Source organism: Streptomyces lothianensis (assembly GCF_047779955.1).
GTDB lineage: Bacteria > Actinomycetota > Actinomycetes > Streptomycetales > Streptomycetaceae > Streptomyces.
Genome location: NZ_JBLMKT010000059.1, coordinates 1 through 18571, shown reverse-complemented (window position 1 = coordinate 18571; position 18571 = coordinate 1). Strand labels below are relative to the sequence as shown.

The following is an 18571-nucleotide window of genomic DNA, read 5'->3' as shown; positions in this document are numbered from 1 at the left end:
TCGCCGCGCTCCCGAGGCGCCCGCCGTGCCCCGCGACGGAGCCCGCTCCACTCACCGCGCTAGATTGACCCCGTGCTCACCCCTCTCACCCGTCTTACCCGCCGCACCGCCGTCCTCCTGAGCGCGATCCCCGTGATCGCGCTCCTCGCCGTCGCCGCGCTCGCGCCGCTGCCCTTCACCGTGGCGCAGCCCGGCGGGACCGCGGACGTGCTCGGGGAGCACGACGGGAAGCCGGTGATCACCATCGAGGGAGCGCGCACCCTGGACACCAGCGGCGAGCTGCGGATGACCACGATCCTGGCGACGGGCCCCGATGCGGACGTCGACCTCGGTGATGTGGTCGACGGCTGGTTCCGTACCGACCGCGCGGTGCTGCCGCGTGAGGCCGTGTACCCCTCGGGCGGCAGCGTCGAGGAGATCGAGGCGCACAACGAGGCCCAGATGATCCAGTCGCAGGACGACGCGGTCGCGGCGGCCCTGAACTACCTGGACGCGGACCCGGACCAGGTGAAGGTCGATCTGGAGCTGGCCGGGGTCGGCGGCCCGAGCGCGGGCCTGCTCTTCTCGCTCGGCATCGTCGACAAGCTCGACGGCGACGGCGCGGGCGGCGATCTGACCGGCGGCCGCAGCATCGCGGGTACGGGGACGATCGACGCGGACGGCAAGGTGGGCCCGGTCGGCGGCGTCTCCCTCAAGACCCAGGCCGCGCACCGGGACGGCGCGACCGTCTTCCTCGTCCCGAAGGCGGAGTGCGCGGACGCCAAGGCCGAACTCCCCTCCGGCCTCCGCCTCATCCCGGTCACGAGCCTCGACCAGACCATCGAGTCCCTGCGGTCCCTGAACAAGGGCGGGAACGTCCCGAGCTGCTGAGCCTGAGCGGCTGTTGTCATCCGACCTCTGCGGGCGTCGAGGCGGAATCGAGGTGATGACGTCCTGTGCCCACGTCCCACGTCCCGCGCCCGCGCCCCTGCCCGCGCCCCCTGCCCACGCCCTGTGCCCACGTCCCGCGCCTACGTCCTGCGCCGGTCCCGGATCGCCGCCTGCTCCACCAGCGGGATGATCCGCAGCGGAACCGGGTTCTCCATGACGATCGCCGTGGAGGCCCGGACGATGCCCTCGAAGCCCACGACCCGGTCGATCACACGTTGAAGATCCGCGTTGGAGCGGGCCACCAGACGGCACAGCATGTCGCCGTGTCCGGTCGTGGTGTGCAGTTCCAGGACCTCCGGCACACCGCTCAGATGCCCCCGTACCTCGGCGCCCTGGCCCTGTTTGATCTCCAGCGTCGCGAAGGCCGTCACCGGGTAGCCGAGCGCCGCCGGATCGACCTGCGGGCCGAAACCTCGGATGACCCCGTTCGACTGGAGCCGGTCCATCCGCGCCTGCACCGTCCCGCGCGCCACCCCGAGGCGGCGCGAGGCCTCCAGGACGCCGATCCGCGGTTCGCGGGCCAGCAGCACGATGAGCCGTCCGTCCAGCTCGTCGATCCCGGGCACGCCCGCGGTCGCACCGGACGGGGAGGGGGAAGCGGGGGAGGGAGCGGAGGAGGAGGCGGGCATGGCGTGGGTCACACTCCGACTGGTCATCATGTACAGATCGTCCGGCCATCCTCGCGTATCACTGTGCAGATTGCCCAGTGAATCAGCCAACTATTGCGCAGCTTGCAAGCCGGAGAGACGCTACGGCCATGACTGCATCGACTGAGCACGCTCACTCCACCCCCGAAACCGCCCGGCAGGCCGACCCCTTCCCGGTGAAGGGAATGGACGCGGTCGTCTTCGCCGTGGGCAACGCCAAGCAGGCCGCGCACTACTACTCGACGGCCTTCGGCATGAAGCTGGTCGCCTACTCCGGACCGGAGAACGGCAGCCGCGAGACCGCCAGTTACGTGCTCACCAACGGCTCCGCCCGTTTCGTCCTCACCTCCGTCATCAAGGCCTCCACCGACTGGGGCCGCTTCCTCCAGGCCCATGTCGCCGAGCACGGCGACGGCGTGGTCGACCTCGCCATCGAGGTCCCCGACGCCCGCGCCGCGTACGCGCACGCCGTCGAGCACGGCGCCACCGGCCTCGAGGAGCCGTACGAGACGAAGGACGAGCACGGCACGGTCGTACGCGCCAGCATCGCCACGTACGGGCAGGTCCGGCACACCCTCGTCGAGCGCAGCGGCTACGACGGCCCCTACCTGCCGGGCTTCGTCGCCGCCGCCCCGATCGTCGAGCCGCCGGCCAAGCGCACCTTCCAGGCCATCGACCACTGCGTCGGCAACGTCGAGCTCGGCAAGATGAACGAGTGGGTGGCCTTCTACAACAAGGTCATGGGCTTCACGAACATGAAGGAGTTCGTGGGTGACGACATCGCCACCGAGTACTCGGCGCTGATGTCGAAGGTCGTCGCGGACGGCACCAAGAAGGTCAAGTTCCCGATCAACGAGCCGGCGATCGCGAAGAAGAAGTCGCAGATCGACGAGTACCTGGAGTTCTACAACGGCCCGGGCGTCCAGCACATGGCCCTCGCGACGAACGACATCGTCGAGACGGTACGGACGATGCGCGCCGCCGGTGTCCAGTTCCTCGACGTGCCCGACTCCTACTACGACACGCTCGGCGAGTGGGTCGGCGACACCCGCGTCCCGATCGACACCCTGCGGGAGCTGAAGATCCTCGCCGACCGCGACGAGGACGGCTACCTGCTGCAGATCTTCACCAAGCCGGTCCAGGACCGTCCGACCGTCTTCTTCGAGATGATCGAGCGGCACGGCTCGATGGGCTTCGGCAAGGGCAACTTCAAGGCCCTCTTCGAGGCGATCGAGCGCGAGCAGGAGAAGCGCGGGAATCTCTGAGGTTCCTGGAGGTTCCTGGAGGTTCCTACGGGGGGCGGGGGCCGGGGCGGACTGCTCCGGCCCCCGGCCGTATGCCTGGTGTGTGTCTGCCTGTGCGTGGGCGCCTGTCTAGCGGGTGGGTGCCGGGCTGGTCTGCTTCGTCTCGGCCGAGGCGGAACTGCCGCCGCCGCGCGCCGTGTCCTCGCCTTCGCCCTGCGTCTCGCCCTCGCCCTGCGCCGCATCCTCGCCCCGAGTCGAGGGCTCGGCCCGGGCGGATGGCTCGGCCTGCTTCCGCGGCTTGTCCCGGCCCGAAGGCCCGCCCTGCTTGCGGGGTTCGGACGTCTTTCGGGGCTTGCCCGGCTTTGCGGGCTCGGCCTGCGCCCCGCCCGGCTTCCCCGGGGACGGCGGCCGCGGCTTCTCGCCGGTGACGTTCACCGGGCCGCCCGGCGGCGGCTCGCCCAGCGCCTCCAGGGCCTGCTCGGCGGCCGGGGCGTGCAGCGGCGAGAAGTGCGGGTTGAGCTTCAGCGCCTCGGTCAGGAAGCGCCGGGCTGCCCCCGGGTTGTCCAGGCCGCGTTCGATCTGCCCGCGGTGATACGCGAACAGCGCACTGCGCGGAGCCTCCTTGGCCATCGCCTTCTTCGCGAACCGCAGTGCCTTCGCGCCGTCCCCGGCCCGGAAGTACGCCCAGCCCAGCGCGTCCGTGACCCGCCGGCCCGGATGCCTCCTGTACTCGGCCGCCAGCCGCCGCACCGCCTCCTCCGGCTCCCCGTGGTCGGCCTCGAACAAGCCGAGCACCACCTGGTCGTGGCCCGCCTCCCTCAGCCGCCGCCGCACCGACTCGTACTGCTGCTCCGCCTCCGGCTGCATCTCGAGCGAGTCGTACAGCTCGCCGAGCTCCACCGCGTAACGCGGCAGCGGCAGCCTGCGCAGCACGTCCCGGTACGCGGCCAGCGCGTTTTCGGTCCGCCCGAGCGCCGCCAGCGCGCGCGCCCGCCCGGCGAGCGCCGGATGGTGCTCCGGATCGGTGCGCAGCGCCGCCTCGAACCAGCGCAGCGACTTCCTCGTCTCGCCGCGCTCCCAGGCGAGCTCGCCGACGGCGTGCTGGTGCGCGGCCCGTTCGGCGGGCCCTTCGGCCAGCGCGGCGGCATCCGCGACCGCCGCGTCCGCCATCTCCAGCCAGCCGCGCGCCGCGTACAGCCGCGCGGCGCGCGCCCTGACCGCCGCGTCGGAGCGCAGCTCCTGGAGGGTGTCGAGTGCCTTGTCGGCCGCCTTGTAGTGGCCGATCCGGTCGTACGCGTCGATGAGCACCGGATAGACCGTCCACCGCTTCGGGGCCTGCTCGGCCGCCTGCTCGCCCCACCGCTTCGCGGCCCGGTAGTCGTGCCGGGCGTGGGCCAGCGCGGCCATCCCGGTCAGCGCCTCGACATTGCCCTCCTCGGCGGGCCGCAGCTCGACGGAACGCTTCAGCGCCCGTTCCGCCCGGGTGTAGAGCATGTGGTCCGCGGTCCGCCGCCCGTGCTCCACGTACGCGCCGCCGAGCACGGCCCAGGACTCCTCGTCCCCGGGGTGCGCGGCCAGATGCGCCTCACGGTCGGCGATCAGCGCGCCGAGGTCCGCGAGCGAGGCGGGTGCACCCGCACCCACCGCCTCCATCGCCCGGCCGACCGGCCCGGGCGCGGGCGGCGGCTCCTCGCCGACGAGCGAAGGGAGTGCGAAGACCGTGCAGGAGAGGGCGAACGAGCCCACGACCGCGGTGACCATGGTCCGCCGCAGGGACCGGGCGCTGTCCTCGAACTTCTCGTTCTCCATGGCGCCACTGTGCGTCAGTGTGAAGATCGCACCGGCGTGTGGCGAGCCGCGCGCCGACGGGTTCACACCGATGGCCCCGGGTGCCAGTCTGGGGATCATGACCGCCGTACCGGACCCGGCCGTACCGGACCCGGCCGTACCGGACCCCGCCGCGTCGGCCGCCGACGCACCGGACCTCATCGGGCGCCTGCGCACGGGCCTGCCCGCCGAGGCGCTCCTCACCGATCCGGACGTCACCGCCTCGTACGCCCATGACATGGCGAGCTTCTGCGAGGCGGGCGTACCCGCGGTGGTGGCGCTCCCACGCACCGTCGAGGAGGTGCAGCACATCATGCGCACCGCGACCGAACTACGGGTGCCGGTCGTCCCCCAGGGCGCACGCACCGGCCTCTCGGGTGCGGCGAACGCCGCCGAGGGCTGCATCGTGCTCTCGCTGTTCAGGATGGACCGCATCCTGGAGATCGACCCGGTGGACCGGATCGCCGTCGTCGAACCCGGCGTCATCAACGCCAACCTGTCCCACGCGGTGGCCGAACACGGCCTCGCCTACCCGCCGGACCCCTCCAGCTGGGAGACGTGCACCATCGGCGGCAACATCGGCACGGGCTCCGGAGGCCTGTGCTGTGTGAAGTACGGGGTCACCGCCGAGTACGTGCTCGGCCTCGACGTCGTCCTCGCCGACGGCCGGCTGCTCCGCACCGGACGCCGTACGGCCAAGGGCGTCGCGGGCTATGACCTGACCCGCCTCTTCGTCGGCTCCGAGGGCAGCCTCGGCGTCGTCGTACGCGCCGTACTCGCCCTCAGACCGGAGCCGCCCCGGCAGCTCGCCCTCGCCGCCGAGTTCGCCTCGACCGGCGCCGCCTGCGAAGCCGTCTGCCGGATCATGGAGGGCGGCCATGTGCCCTCGCTCCTCGAACTCATGGACCGCACGACGGTACGCGCCGTCAACGCCATGGCCCGGATGGGCCTCCCCGAGACCACCGAGGCCCTGCTCCTCGCCGCCTTCGACACCCCGGACCCGGCCGCCGACCTCGCCGCCGTAGCGGAACTGTGCACGGCCGCGGGCGCGACCGGGGTGGTCCCCGCCGAGGACCACGCGGAATCCGAACTCCTCCTCGCCGCCCGGCGCCTGTCCCTCACCGCACTCGAAGCGATCAAGGGCACCACCATGATCGACGACGTCTGCGTACCGCGCTCCCGGCTCGCCGCCCTGCTCGAAGGCACCGCCCGCATCGCGGAGAAACACGACCTGACCATCGGGGTCTGCGCGCACGCGGGGGACGGCAATACGCACCCCACGGTCTGCTTCGACGCACAGGACCCCGACGAATCCCGGCGCGCCCGCGAATCCTTCGACGAGATCATGGCCCTCGGCCTCGCACTCGGCGGCACGATCACCGGCGAGCACGGCGTGGGCGTCCTCAAGAAGGAGTGGCTGGCACGCGAGATCGGCCCGGTGGGAGTCGAACTGCAGCGGGGCATCAAGCAGACCTTCGACCCGCTGGGACTCCTCAACCCGGGCAAACTCTTCTGAATGTTCCGGCCTTTCCGGCTCCGTCGGCTGTCCCGATCCTTCCGGACCAACTCCTCTGCGCGCTCTGTGCGGTGTACGGGATCTATGGAGGGCACCCGTCGTCCTCGTCCTCATTCACCGTCCTTGGACTCGTCCGAGGGCCACGGGTCGCTCAGCCACAGGTCGTCATGGCCGCGCGGGGCGGGGGCGAGCAGCTCGGCCAGGCCCTCGTCGATACCGAGCTGATCCGTCTCCGCGCCCGGCGGCACCACCCGCAGCGTGCGTTCGAGCCAGGCGGAGACGGCGGTGGAGGGCGCCTCAAGGAGCGCGTCCCCGTCCGGCGAGCTGAGCGCCATGAGCACCACGCTCCGGCCCTCGACCTTCGTCGGCCAGATCCGCACATCGCCGTGCCCGCACGGCCGGAAGACGCCCTCGACGAGGAGCTCGCGCGCGAAGGTCCAGTTGACGGGCTGGTCGGTGTTGACGTGGAAGGTGACGTGCACGGCATACGGGTCATCCGTGCGGTAGGTCAGCCGGGCCGGCACGGGAATGCTCCGCTCCGGCGACAGAACCAGCCTCAGCTCCAGCTCCCGCTCCACCATGCTCTGGATACGCATCTGCTTGCCCTTTCCTTCTCCTGTGCGGGCTCCTGAGCGGCCCACGCAGGGAGAGAGCGGGGTGGGGCGGGTTGCTTACGCGACTTTCGCAGATTTTTTTCGGGTGCTTCCCGTGGGCCGCGGCCGCAGTCCCGGGGAGGCGGTCCCGGGGCCCACGAAAGGGGCCGTTGGCCCCGGACGGGCCCAGCTGCGGGCCGGGGTCTGATAGATGTGGAGCCCACACCTAGACCCCCGAGCAGATACGGGACTGCGGACCATGAGCGCGCCCACCCCGGCACCAGGCGACACCAGCCCGCGCGCGGGCTACTACCCCGATCCGTCCATTCCCGGATATGTCCGGTACTGGAACGGCGTCGCCTGGGTCCCGGGCACCAGCCGCCCCGCTCCGTCCGAGGGCGAATCCATGCCCGCACCGCCCGGGGGCACCGCCCCACCCGGAGGCACCGCACCGCCCGGCGGATCTTCCCTGACCTCGGTCCCGGCCCAGAACATGGCGCCCGCGGACGAGACGGGGCCGATGTTCTTCGACGAGGAACCGGGGGGCAGCTCCGGCCGCTCCACCTCGGCCCCTTCGGCCCCTTCGGTCCCTTCAGCCCCTTCGGCCTCCTTTGGGACCTCCGCCCCGCAGGGCGCACAGGGCGCACAGGACGCGCGCCCCGAACCCGCCTCCGCCTGGCAGGCGGACGCAGGCCGGCAGGCAGGCTTCGGCGGCGAACACGACCGGCGCGTCTCCTGGGGTGCCCCCACGGGTTCCACCCCGGACCCGCGTGTCGCGCCACAGGCCTCTCCCGCACAGCAAGGCCCCGCACAGCCGAGCCCCGCACAGCCGAGCCCCGCGCCCTCCGCCCCCGCGGAGCCCACCGCGGCGGCCTCCGCGGCCTCCGCCGCCCCCGCACCGGGCGACGCCCCGGCCGACGGCACCATGGCGATGCGCGCCGTACGCCCCCGTACGGGCGAATCCGCGGGCACGGGGCCGCAGGGCCCCTCGCACCGCACCGACGGCACGATGGCGATCCGCCGCGTCGACCCGACGGCCGCCGCCCCCGAGGCCACCAAGCCGGCCCCCGCGCCACCCCGGACATCCGCCGCTCCGGCCGCCCCCGCTCCGGCCGCCACGCCCTCGCAGCCCGCACCACCGGCCGCCTCCGCACCCCAGGCGCCCACCACGCCCACCACGGGCTACGGCTACCCCCAGGGCGCCGCACCCTCCGCGGCGCCGAACGCGGCGGGCTCCCCGGTGACCCCCGGGCCCGGCGGCGGCAGCGCCTCGTGGGCCCAGCAGGTGCATCAGCTCGCCCAGTCGCCCGGGGGCGACGGGCAGCCGGTGATGCCGTTCAAACCGGTGGCCGAGGACCCGTTCCTCGCCGCCGCCCAGGCGCAGGCCGCGGCGCGGCCCGCCGGGCTCGGCAAACGGCTCGCGGCCCGGCTCCTCGACACGCTGGTCGTCGGCGGTCTCACCGCGGCCGCAGCGGTGCCGCTCGTGCCGAAGGCGCTCGACCACGTCGAGGGCAAGATCGACGAGGCGAAGATGTCGGGCCTGAAGACCACGGTCTGGCTGCTTGACGGCACGACGGCGCTGTACGCGGGGATCGTCCTCGGCGTCCTCCTGATCGCCGGACTGCTCTACGAGGCGCTGCCGACCGCGAAGTGGGGCCGCACCCTCGGCAAGAAGCTGCTCGGCATCGAGGTCCGCGACATCGAGGAACACGATGCCCCGTCCTTCGGTGCCGCCCTGAAACGCTGGTTCGTCTACACGTTCCCGGGCCTGCTGCTGATCGGAGTGGTCGGCGTCCTCTGGTGCCTCTTCGACCGCCCCTGGCGCCAGTGCTGGCACGACAAGGCCGCTCGCACCTTCGTGGCGGGCTGAGGGCGTGTCGGCCCACCCGGCCGGTGTGGGCGCACCCGTACGGCCCACACCCGGATGCGCCCCGCGGGCCCGCGCGATCGACTCGGGCCATGACCACCAACCCGCCGCCCCCGGGCTCAGGCCAGCCGGATGACGACCCGTTCCACAAGCCGCCGCCGACCGGCGGCGGCTCGCCGTACGACAGTCCGCAGGGCGCTGCAGGGCCGCCGAGCGATCCGTACGGCGGCACGCCGCCCCCGCCGCCCCCGGACGGCGGCGGCTTCGGCGCATCGCCGCCTCCGGGCAGCGGCTCGCCGTACGGAGGGGGCGGCAACCCGTACAACACCCCGCCTCCGGGCGGTGGCGGAGGCGACCCCTACGGCGGCGGAGGCGGCGGCTACGGCGGTCCCGACCCCCTCCAGGGCATGCCGCCGCTTGCCGACATGGGCCGCCGCATCGGCGCCTTCTTCATCGACCTCCTGCTCATCGGCATCCCGCTGACCCTGATCCAGCTGCCGTTCCGCAGGGTGGAGACGGAGACCGACGACTTCGGTGACGTGATCTCCCAGTCGTACGGCGGCTCCGGCCTCTTCTGGACGCTCGTCTCCTGCGCGGCCTATGTCGCCTACGAGTGGCTGATGGTCAGGGCGAACGGCCAGACCGTCGGCAAGAAGCTGATGAAGCTGCGGGTCGCGATGCTGAAGGACGGATCCACCCCGGACTCCAGTACGGCACTCCTGCGCGCCTCGGTGCTCTGGCTGCCCGCGCTGCTCTGCTGCTACTGCGTCTGGTGGTTCATCCTCGTGCTGTCGGCCGCGGCCGACAAGCCCTACCGCCAGGCCCTGCACGACAAGGCCGCCAAGACGGTGGTGGTCAGCACGCCCTGAGGCGAGGTGGTCAGCACGCCCTGAGGCGAGGTGGTCAGCACGCCCCGAGGTGAGGACGGGGCGGTGGGAACAGACCGGTGGGGCCGTGCGCGGACACGGCCCCACTGTCGTGTGCGGAAGCCCGGTTCAGGCCCTCCCGGACCCGACCCGCGCCCCGTCCGCCCGCCCCGTACGCGCCAACTCCGCGCCTGAACCCGGGACTTCACGTGCTCCGGCAGGGGCGGGCATCGGGGCGGGCGCGGCGGACTTCCGTGCGGGCGCGGCTGCGGAGGACTTCCGCGCGGCCGGCGACGGCACCGTCACCGCGACGAGGAGTCCGAGCCCGAGCGCCGCGACGGTGATCACGCCGATCCCCGGTCCCGTGCTGGTCCGGGAGAGCAGCAGCATGGCGACCGTGGCGGTCACGACCGTGAGGCTTCCGTAGGCGAGCTGTGCGACTGTCGGGCGCGGCATGGCGAACCGTCCTCTGGAGAGGGTGCGGGGGTGCAGGTCGGTCGAGCTGCTCGATCGGTCGGGCTGCTTGGGCAAAATCACCGTCAACTGACTCTATTTCGCTGAATTCCCAAGCGGAACGCCTAGTAAGCGTGACCTAACCCACGGTGCCGGAGCACAGGGGGCGCACAGGGTCATATCGGCTCTCATCCCCCGGGCAGGACGCGCCTCGGGCTCTCCGTGAGTGTCCGGATAGTGCAACTCGCGCTGCAACTAACGTACTTGGCCGCCCGAAGTCAAGGTCTGTCTTTTCTGCCGAAACTCCGATCGAATGTCGTCACTTGTGACGCGACAGACGCGCGGATCGCACCATCTCCTGGGATCCCCCATCCGTTTGCGCTGTCGCGGGGGAGGACTACATTCACGTGAACAATCAGACAGGCAGGCGCCGTTCCATACGTGCGCTGTCGGTTGGCGTCGTCATGGCCGTGACCGGAGCGATGTCGTACGGCGTCGCTCAGGCCGCCGACGGCTCCGCGCCGGTCGACCCGTCCACGATCGAGCGCCAGGACCCGGCGCCCGGCAACAAGGGCGAAGTCGACCACGACCTCGAGGGCCCGCTGAGCGAGCAGCAGGCCGCCGCGCGCGAGACCGCGCTCAAGGAGGTCGTCTCCGGCAAGGCCAAGGCCGAGAAGCGCGGCGCCTCGCAGGTCGTTCAGCTCGACAAGGGCAAGTACGTCGAGCTGGGCCGCGAGAAGACCGACAAGATCTTCACGATCCTCGTGGAGTTCGGCGACAAGGTCGACGACACCACGATGTACGACCCGGACGGCGACGGACCGAAGCCGCCGGAGAAGAAGTTCGGCGGCACGCCGGGCCCGCAGCACAACCAGATCGCGGAGCCCGACCGCAGCAAGGACAACTCGACGGCCTGGCAGCCCGACTTCAACCGGGAGCACTTCCAGGACCTGTACTTCGGCGAGGGCGGCAACTCCGTCAAGAAGTACTACGAGAAGCAGTCCTCGGGCCGCTACTCGGTCGACGGTGACGTCTCCGACTGGGTCAAGGTCGAGTACAACGAGGCCCGCTACGGCTCGAACTACTGCGGCGACAGCACCTGCGCGAGCGTCTGGGACCTGGTCCGGGACGGCACGCAGCAGTGGGCCGAGGACCAGAAGGCCGCCGGCAAGACCGACGCCGAGATCAAGGCGATGCTGGCCGAGTACGACCAGTGGGACCGCTACGACTTCGACGGCGACGGCGACTTCAACGAGTCCGACGGCTACATCGACCACTTCCAGATCGTCCACGCGGGCGAGGACGAGTCCGCGGGCGGCGGCGCCCAGGGCGGCGACGCGATCTGGGCGCACCGCTGGTACGCCTACGGCTCGGACTACGGCCGCACCGGCCCGGTCGAGAACAAGGCCGGCGGCACCGAGATCGGTGACACCGGCATGTGGGTCGGCGACTACACCATCCAGCCGGAGAACGGCGGCCTCGGTGTCTTCGCCCACGAGTACGGCCACGACCTGGGCCTGCCGGACCTCTACGACACGGCCGGCGGCGACAACTCCACCGGTTACTGGACGCTGATGTCCTCGGGTTCCTGGCTGGGTGACGGCAAGGACTCGATCGGCGGCATGCCCGGCGACATGACCGCCTGGGACAAGCTGCAGCTCGGCTGGCTCAACTACGAGACGGCCAAGGCGGGCGAGCGCTCCCTGCACAAGCTGGGTGTCGCGGAGTACAACACCAAGAACGCCCAGGCGCTCGTCGTCGAGCTGCCGAAGAAGACGGTCACGACCCCGGTCGTGGAGCCGGCTGCGGGTGAGAAGCAGTGGTGGTCGGGTCGTGGTGACGACCTCAAGAACACCCTGACCCGTTCTGTCGACCTGACCGGCAAGTCCGCGGCCTCCCTGGAGCTCACGGGCTGGTGGGAGATCGAGGCCGGGTACGACTACCTGTACGCCGAGGTCTCCACGGACGGCGGCGCCAACTTCACGCCGCTCGACGGCACCGCCGACGGCGCCGCGATCCCGCGTGACGGCTCCGACGCCCCCGCGCTGCACGGCAACTCGGACGGCTACAAGAAGCTGGTGTACTCGCTGGACGCCTACGCGGGCCAGCAGGTCGAGCTGCGCTTCCGTTACCAGACGGACGGCGGCGTCAACATGACCGGCTTCACCGCCGACGACATCTCCGTCGTGGCCGACGGCACCGCCCTGTTCACGGACGGCGCCGAGGCCGATGACGCGGGCTGGACCAAGAACGGCTTCTCGCGCATCGGCGGGGCCATCACCAAGGACTACGAGCAGTTCTACATCGCCGAGAACCGCCAGTACGTCTCGTACGACACGACCCTCAAGACGGGTCCGTACAACTTCGGCTGGGCGAGCACCCGTCCTGACTGGGTCGAGCACTTCCCGTACCAGAAGGGTCTGCTGATCTGGAAGTGGGACACCTCGCAGCCGGACAACAGCACCTCGACGCACCCGGGCAAGGGCCTGGTCCTTCCGGTCGACGCGCACCCGAAGGCGGAGCGCTGGAGCCAGGACCTGGACGGCAAGGGCGGCAAGGACATCATGCGCAACCGCATCCAGTCCTACGACTCCACGTTCAGCTGGTACCCGACCCAGGGCTTCAACCTGCACCGTGACGGTGTCGAGGCTCGGGTGAACTGGAAGCTCGGCAACCCGGTCTTCGACGACGGTCTGAGCGACTACTACGACGAGGACAACCCGACCGGCGGTGTCAAGATCACTGACACCAACACCCGGATCACCATCGTCAGCCAGCCGTGGAGCGGCAAGACGATGACCCTGATGGTTGGCCCCTCCTGGAAGTAATGGGTTAAGCCGCAGGTCAGAACGTGTTCGGCCGTCGCCCCCTAGCGGGGCGGCGGCCGAACGTGCTTATGTGCGTGCTGTGGTTCTCTTATTGACGCGACGTCTCACGGGGGAGTGGAACGCAATGGCATGTGGAGGTTTCAGCAGGCTGCCGGGCGGCGATGTGGTCGTGGCCCTGAACCTGCAGAACCCCTGGCCCGACGGTTGCGAGAGGGTGCGCGTCGTCGTCCACGCGGCGAACCGCGCCCGGGCCCTGACCAGGCTGCGGAACCTCGGGCTGCGCGCCGTCTACCTGCGGGGGAACTCGGCGCCGCCGACCCCGGACGAGATCACGGCCGTCCTGCACCATCCGGACGGCCTGATATGGCGCGGGAGACCGGACATACCGGACGCACCAGGCGCTGCCCAGGAGCTGTGGCAGCCGATCAGGGCGCTGCTGCGGCCTACACGACCGGTTTGCCCGTGAGCTCCACGCCCGCCGCCCGCAGCTCCTCCAGGGCCCGCTCCGTGCTGTCCTCGGCGACCCCGGCGGTCAGATCGAGCAGCACCTGCGTACGGAAGCCCTCACGGGCCGCGTCCAGGGCGGTGGCCCGGACGCAGTGGTCGGTGGCGATACCGACGACGTCCACCTCGGTGACCTCGCGGGCGCGCAGCCAGTCGGCGAGCGGCAGCCCGTTCTCGTCGGTGCCCTCGAAACCGCTGTACGCGGCGTCGTGCGCGCCCTTGTCGAAGACGGTGTCGACCGCGCCGGAGGCGATGGCGGGGGCGAAGTTCGGGTGGAAGCCGACGCCCTCGGTGCCGGCCACGCAGTGTGCGGGCCAGGACTCACGGAAGTCGGGGTGCTCGGAGAAGTGGTCCCCCGGGTCGATGTGGTGATCGCGGGTGGCGACGATGTGCTGGTAGCAGGGGCCGCCGGTCTGGCCGATCAGTTCGGTGATCGCGGCGGCCACGTCCGCGCCTCCTGCCACGGCGAGGCTGCCGCCCTCGCAGAAGTCGTTCTGCACATCCACGACGATCAGGGCGCGGCGCATGAGGCTAGTCCTTCGGTCCTTTGGAGCGGTGGGTGGTCGGAGCTCGGCCGTACCGTCCGAGCCTAGAGACTTCACGTCCGTTGCGGGAGGGGTCGGCGGGGCCGCGGTACCGGGTGGTCGCGCCCGTCCACACGTTTCCCCCGCAGAGGGGCCTTCATCCATGTTCCTCCGCGCTTCCTCCCCTCTCCCCCCGCGCTTCTCAGTCGGCTCACACGTACTCGGTGGGAATGACGGCCTCGCCGCGTGAGAGCTGGGTCGCCGACAGGGGCAGCGAGGCGCGGGCGGCGGTATGCCGGTCCCGTACGACATCGAGCGGCTCGCGGCCCAGGATCTTGCCGCCCCGGACCAGCTCGACCTGAAGCTGCAGGTCGGCGAGCTCCTCGGGCAGGGGGCCGGTGCCGATCACCTCGGCCTCGGCGACCCCGTCCCGGTCGACGCGGCGCGCGGCCCACTTGCGGCCGCCGACCGAGGTCTTCCCGCCGAGCGACTTCTTGGCCACGGGTACCAGCGGAGCGCCCGGGTCGCCGGACCCGGCGCGGGCGACCAGCTTGTAGACCATCGAGCAGGTGGGGTGCCCCGAGCCGGAGACCAGCTGGGTCCCCACGCCGTACGCGTCCACGGGGGCGGCCGCGAGCGAGGCGATGGCGTACTCGTCGAGATCACTGGTCACGACGATCTTCGTGTGCCTCGCGCCCAGCTCGTCGAGTTCCTTGCGCACCCGGTGGGCGACGAGCAGCAGGTCACCGGAGTCGATGCGCACCGCGCCCAGCTCGGGCCCGGCGATCTCGACCGCGAGGCGTACGGCCTCGCTCACGTCGTAGGTGTCGACGAGCAGCGTCGTGCCGCGGCCCAACGAGTCCACCTGGGCGGTGAACGCGTCGCGCTCGCTGTCGTGCAGCAGCGTGAAGGCGTGCGCGGAGGTGCCGACGGTGGGGATCTGGTAGCGGAAACCTGCGGCCAGATCGGAGGTCGTGCCGAAGCCGCCGACGTAAGCGGCGCGCGAGGCGGCGACGGCCGCGAGCTCGTGGGTGCGGCGCGCACCCATCTCGATCAGCCCGCGGTCGCCTGCGGCCGCGGACATCCTGGAGGCGGCCGCCGCGATCGCCGAGTCGTGGTTGAGGATCGACAGGATCACGGTCTCGAGGAGCACGCACTCGGCGAAGGAGCCCTCGACGCGCAGGACGGGGGAGCCCGGGAAGTACACCTCGCCCTCGGGGTAGCCCCAGATGTCGCCGCTGAACCGATACTCCGCGAGCCACTGAAGCGTGGGCTCGTCGACGACGGCGTGTTCACGCAGGAAGCCCAGCACGCCCTCGTCGAAGCGGAAGTTCTCCACGGCGTCGAGCACCCGCCCGGTCCCGGCGACGACGCCATAGCGCCGCCCCTCGGGCAGCCGCCGCGTGAAGGTCTCGAAGACCGAGCGCCGCCCGGCCGTACCGGCCTTCAGGGCGGCCTGCAGCATCGTCAGCTCGTACTGGTCGGTGAAGAGCGCCGTAGAGGGAACATCCACCGGCAGCCCAAGGTCCGCTGTGTTCATATGAAGGATCGTACCCCCATCTCGTCACCTTGACGATTTCCCGACACGCCCCGCCGGATACGTCCAGCCGCGCTCCCCGCGCCCGGGGCACCCGCAACGCCCCCCGGGGCGTCCCGCGCGACAAACGCAGACGTGGCAGCATGGGGTGAGTGAGTGTCGCTCCAGACGTAACCCCCGCAGAGACCGGGCAGATCCAACCCGCACAGGACGTGCGTGCGGTCGTCGAGCCCGACGTCCCCTGGGTCACGATCGTGCACAACGACCCGGTCAACCTGATGAGCTACGTGACCTATGTCTTCCAGGCCTATTTCGGCTACTCCAAGGACAAGGCCCACAAGCTGATGATGGACGTCCACCACAAGGGCCGAGCCGTCGTCTCCAGCGGCACCCGCGAGGAGATGGAACGCGACGTACAGGCGATGCACGGATACGGCCTGTGGGCCACGCTGAGTCAGGACAGGAACTGATGGCCGGCATGTTCGAGCCCGTACCCGGAGGCGGCGCGGCCGTGCCGCTCGACGAGGTCGAGGTCTCCATTCTGCGCTCCCTCGCCGTGCAGCTCCTGGAGCTGATCGGCCCGGGCCCCGCCGGCGAGGACGGCGCCGACCCGCTGGCCGAACTCTTCGCCGAGGGTCCGAGCGAACCCCCGACGGACCCGGTGCTGCAGCGGCTTTTCCCCGATGCGTACGGCGACCCGGAATCCGTGCCGGACGACCAGCTCAAGGCGTACTCCGCCGAATTCCGCCGCTTCACCGAGAACGATCTGCGCGCCGGCAAGCGCGAGAACGCCCTCGCCGTGATCCGCAGCCTCGACGAGCTCACCCTGGAGAGCGGGAGCGGGAGCGGGAGCGGGGGCGAGAGCGAGAGCGAGAGTAAGGGTGAGGGCAAGGGCGGCGCGGTCCTCAAGCTGACCGCCGAGGACTCCAAGCAGTGGCTCGGCGCGCTCAACGACCTGCGTCTGGCGATCGCCTCCCGCCTCGACGTCATCAGCGACGAGGACACCGAACTCCTCTACCGGCTCCCGGACACCGACGAGCGCAAGCCGATGGTGATGGCCTATCTGTGGCTGGGCGGGCTGCAGGAGACCCTGGTCGAGACGCTGCTGCCGTGAGGCGGGCGGGTGTGCCGACCGCCTCGCCGTCAAAGGTGGCCGCCGTAAGGTGCCCTGCTTGGTCACGGTGCTGACATCCGTTATTCGGATCATGATGTCCGAATAACGATCGCGTCACAGGCCAGGGACTTTAGGCCTGGTGAGGGGGTTTAGGCCGATTCGGCCGTGACGTGCATCACGTAGGGGGGTCATAAAGCCGTGGTAGAACTTCCCAACTCCGCTGCGGCACCACCCCCCGCCGCTCCCGGGGACCTGGCGCACCGCCAGAGATATCGCCCGCACGACCCAGCACGAACCAGTACGACCCTGCCGAATGGTCCGAGTCCGCGGACCGGACGCCAGGCAAGTCGCCGACCGGACAACGGCGTTCGCTCAACCGTGCCCCCACTTGCCCGTCCGCATCCGCTCCGGATGCCGCCGCACCGCGTGCCCGTCGCACCCATCTGCTGTGCCGCGCACGTACATGAGGTAGTTCGATGTCTCTCGAATCCATCACGCAAACAGTCGACGAAACCGTCAACGGCTGGTTCAAGCCGGTCGCCGACGTCCTCGGTGACGTGGTCTTCTTCTCCGTCCCGGTCTTCGGCGCCGATTTCCCCCTGATCGTCGGCTGGCTGGTCGTCGCGGGCGCCTTCTTCTCGGCGTACTTCGGCCTGGCCCAGGTGCGGCACATCAAAACCGCGGTGCGGCTCGTCCGCGGAAAGTACGAACAGAAGGACGCCCCCGGTGAGGTCAGCCACTTCCAGGCCCTGACCTCCGCGGTCTCCGGCACCGTCGGCCTCGGCAACATCGCCGGTGTGGCCATCGCCATCGCCATCGGCGGCCCCGGCGCCACCTTCTGGATGATCCTCTGCGGCCTGCTCGGCATGGCCACCAAGTTCGTCGAGTGCACCCTCGGCGTGAAGTACCGCGAGGTCGGCCCGGACGGGAAGGTCACCGGCGGGCCCATGCTCTACCTGCGCAAGGGTCTGACCGAACTCGGCCGCCCCGGCCTGGGCAAGGTCCTCGCCACGCTCTCCGCGGCGATGATCCTCTTCTTCACCTTCTTCGGCGGCAACCTCTTCCAGGTCAACCAGTCCCTGGAGCAGCTGACCACCGTCACCGGCAAGGAGGACAGCTTCTTCGCCACCTCCGGCGGCGCCATCTTCTACGGCCTGCTGATCGCCGCGGCCGTCGCCCTGGTCCTCATCGGCGGTATGCGCTCGGTCGGCCGGGTCACCAGCCGCCTGGTCCCCTCCATGGCGATCCTCTACATCATCGCCTGCCTCCTGGTCATCGGCTTCAACGTCACCGCGGTCCCGGCGGCGATCGGCGCGATCTTCGAGGGCGCCTTCGCCCCCACGGGTGTCGCCGGTGGTCTCATCGGTGCCCTGATCGTCGGCTTCCAGCGCGCCGCGTTCTCCAACGAGGCCGGTATCGGCTCCGCCCCGATCGCGCACTCCGCGGTGAAGACCAAGCGCCCCGCCACCGAAGGCCTGGTCGCGATGATCGAGCCGTTCATCGACACCGTGGTCATCTGCACCATGACCGCCCTGACGATCATCATTGCCGGCGGCCCGAAGTACCTGGAGGCCCGTGACCTGGTTGCCAGCGGCAAGGGTGACGAGGTCGGCGGGACCACGATGGGTATCTCCATCACCTCGGACGCCTTCGAGACCGCACTGCCCTGGTTCCCGTACATCCTCACCTTCGCGGTGATCCTGTTCGCCTTCTCCACGATCATCACGTGGGGCTACTACGGCGAGCGCTGCTGGACCCACCTCTTCGGCAAGAGCCAGGCCTCGGCGATCACGTACCGGATCTCCTTCTCGGCGATCATCGTCCTCGGCGCCCTGCTCTCGCTCGGCACCCTGGTCGACCTGTCCGACGCGGTCCTGTTCCTGGCGGCCCTGTTCAACATCATCGGCCTCTACTTCCTGGCTCCGATCGTGAAGAAGGAACTGGCCAAGGTCCTCAACTTCACCCGCCGCCGCGACGCGGGAGAGACCGAGGAGCAGATCGAGGCCTCCGAGCGCGAGGAGTTCGAAGGCGCGGGCGTGAAGGCCTGATCCGAGCCTGATGGTATGGATCCGAGCCTGATGGTATGGATCCGAGCCTGATGGTATGGATCCGAGCCTGATG

The 18571-nt window shown here is 70.6% G+C and carries 16 protein-coding genes; 10 read left to right on the top strand and 6 right to left on the bottom strand.

Translation table 11 applies throughout. The features are described from left to right. Positions 1-72 precede the first annotated feature (72 nt). Positions 73-870, top strand: a complete 798-nt coding sequence (locus tag ACLF6P_RS20640; protein WP_415952062.1) for a S16 family serine protease — start codon at positions 73-75, stop codon at positions 868-870. Between the two features lie 140 nt (positions 871-1010). Here the strand turns inward: ACLF6P_RS20640 and ACLF6P_RS20635 are convergent, their stop codons facing one another. Next, positions 1011-1559, bottom strand: a complete 549-nt coding sequence (locus ACLF6P_RS20635; RefSeq protein WP_415952119.1) for an Lrp/AsnC family transcriptional regulator — start codon at positions 1557-1559, stop codon at positions 1011-1013. A 128-nt stretch (positions 1560-1687) separates the two neighbouring features. Here ACLF6P_RS20635 and hppD point away from each other — a divergent pair, with 128 nt between their 5' ends. Next, positions 1688-2842: a 4-hydroxyphenylpyruvate dioxygenase gene (hppD, locus tag ACLF6P_RS20630; RefSeq protein ID WP_415952061.1), complete on the top strand. Its 1155-nt coding sequence runs from the start codon at positions 1688-1690 to the stop codon at positions 2840-2842. Between the two features lie 108 nt (positions 2843-2950). On the opposite strand, the gene ACLF6P_RS20625 is transcribed toward hppD, so the two are convergent. Beyond that, entirely contained in the window at positions 2951-4630 is a 1680-nt protein-coding gene (locus ACLF6P_RS20625) for a tetratricopeptide repeat protein (RefSeq protein WP_415952060.1), read from the bottom strand. A gap of 97 nt (positions 4631-4727) precedes the next feature. Here ACLF6P_RS20625 and ACLF6P_RS20620 point away from each other — a divergent pair, with 97 nt between their 5' ends. After that, the gene (locus ACLF6P_RS20620) at positions 4728-6164 is read left to right on the top strand and encodes an FAD-binding oxidoreductase (RefSeq protein WP_415952059.1); all 1437 of its coding nucleotides are present in this window, start codon (positions 4728-4730) and stop codon (positions 6162-6164) included. Between the two features lie 110 nt (positions 6165-6274). Here the strand turns inward: ACLF6P_RS20620 and ACLF6P_RS20615 are convergent, their stop codons facing one another. Then, entirely contained in the window at positions 6275-6760 is a 486-nt protein-coding gene (locus ACLF6P_RS20615; protein WP_415952058.1) for an SsgA family sporulation/cell division regulator, read from the bottom strand. A gap of 256 nt (positions 6761-7016) precedes the next feature. On the opposite strand from ACLF6P_RS20615, the gene ACLF6P_RS20610 reads away from it, so the two are divergent. Continuing rightward, a complete protein-coding gene (locus ACLF6P_RS20610; RefSeq protein WP_415952057.1) occupies positions 7017-8627 on the top strand; it encodes an RDD family protein in 1611 nt (536 codons plus the stop codon). A gap of 89 nt (positions 8628-8716) precedes the next feature. Continuing rightward, the gene (locus tag ACLF6P_RS20605) at positions 8717-9493 is read left to right on the top strand and encodes an RDD family protein (RefSeq protein WP_415952056.1); all 777 of its coding nucleotides are present in this window, start codon (positions 8717-8719) and stop codon (positions 9491-9493) included. A gap of 126 nt (positions 9494-9619) precedes the next feature. Here the strand turns inward: ACLF6P_RS20605 and ACLF6P_RS20600 are convergent, their stop codons facing one another. Further along, positions 9620-9946: a hypothetical protein gene (locus ACLF6P_RS20600; protein WP_415952055.1), complete on the bottom strand. Its 327-nt coding sequence runs from the start codon at positions 9944-9946 to the stop codon at positions 9620-9622. Between the two features lie 461 nt (positions 9947-10407). Between ACLF6P_RS20600 and ACLF6P_RS20595 the strand changes: the two genes are divergently transcribed. Together ACLF6P_RS20595 and ACLF6P_RS20590 are read left to right on the top strand one after the other, a co-directional pair. Further along, entirely contained in the window at positions 10408-12771 is a 2364-nt protein-coding gene (locus tag ACLF6P_RS20595; RefSeq protein ID WP_415952118.1) for an immune inhibitor A domain-containing protein, read from the top strand. A gap of 124 nt (positions 12772-12895) precedes the next feature. Continuing rightward, complete coding sequence (locus tag ACLF6P_RS20590; protein WP_415952054.1) at positions 12896-13237, top strand: hypothetical protein; 342 nt, start codon at positions 12896-12898, stop codon at positions 13235-13237. On the opposite strand, the gene ACLF6P_RS20585 is transcribed toward ACLF6P_RS20590, so the two are convergent. Together ACLF6P_RS20585 and ACLF6P_RS20580 are read right to left on the bottom strand one after the other, a co-directional pair. Then, the gene (locus ACLF6P_RS20585; RefSeq protein ID WP_415952053.1) at positions 13215-13802 is read right to left on the bottom strand and encodes an isochorismatase family protein; all 588 of its coding nucleotides are present in this window, start codon (positions 13800-13802) and stop codon (positions 13215-13217) included. The two genes, ACLF6P_RS20590 and ACLF6P_RS20585, sit on opposite strands and share 23 nt — an antisense overlap. 208 nt (positions 13803-14010) lie before the next feature. After that, entirely contained in the window at positions 14011-15339 is a 1329-nt protein-coding gene (locus tag ACLF6P_RS20580) for a nicotinate phosphoribosyltransferase (RefSeq protein WP_415952052.1), read from the bottom strand. A gap of 191 nt (positions 15340-15530) precedes the next feature. On the opposite strand from ACLF6P_RS20580, the gene clpS reads away from it, so the two are divergent. From clpS to ACLF6P_RS20565, 3 genes are all read left to right on the top strand, one after another. Beyond that, positions 15531-15806 (top strand): ATP-dependent Clp protease adapter ClpS, encoded by a 276-nt coding sequence (clpS, locus tag ACLF6P_RS20575; protein ID WP_415952117.1) that lies wholly within the window; start codon positions 15531-15533, stop codon positions 15804-15806. Further along, positions 15806-16450: a DUF2017 domain-containing protein gene (locus ACLF6P_RS20570; protein WP_415952051.1), complete on the top strand. Its 645-nt coding sequence runs from the start codon at positions 15806-15808 to the stop codon at positions 16448-16450. Before clpS ends, ACLF6P_RS20570 begins: the two co-directional genes overlap by 1 nt. A gap of 476 nt (positions 16451-16926) precedes the next feature. Further along, positions 16927-18498, top strand: a complete 1572-nt coding sequence (locus ACLF6P_RS20565; protein ID WP_415952050.1) for an alanine/glycine:cation symporter family protein — start codon at positions 16927-16929, stop codon at positions 18496-18498. The last annotated feature ends 73 nt before the right edge of the window (positions 18499-18571 follow it).